Source organism: Vibrio sp. HI00D65, assembly GCF_001635455.1.
Lineage (GTDB): Bacteria > Pseudomonadota > Gammaproteobacteria > Enterobacterales > Vibrionaceae > Vibrio.
Genome location: NZ_LWEH01000057.1, coordinates 1 through 345, shown reverse-complemented (window position 1 = coordinate 345; position 345 = coordinate 1). Strand labels below are relative to the sequence as shown.

1 pseudogene is annotated in these 345 nt (G+C 43.2%); it reads right to left on the bottom strand.

The features are described 5' to 3' along the window. Positions 1–147: 147 nt before the first annotated feature. A pseudogene (locus tag A3712_RS07290) lies at positions 148–345 on the bottom strand (isocitrate lyase); the annotation flags it as partial.

The following is a 345-nucleotide window of genomic DNA, read 5'->3' as shown; positions in this document are numbered from 1 at the left end:
AGTGAACATCATTGTTTTATGGTGGTTTTGAGCAATGCCTTCTGTCTTGGTCTTAATCCAACTGAATTTAGTCGTCGATCCGGAACAACCTTATTCATTCAATTACGCATACCTAGATTAGGAGTTTTTCAATGTTATTTCGTCACCAGCGCTCATTAGGTTAGCACGGTCGTATGCAGAAACGTCTTCACCAGCTTCAACCATCGCATCGTATGCTTGTTGACGGAAGTTTAGCGTCCAGTTGAACGATGGAGAGTTGTTGTATACCAGCTTCGCATTAGGGTGTACTTCACGAACGCCATCCATCATCTCTTTGATCTGACCGATATGAGGCTTCTCTGTTTC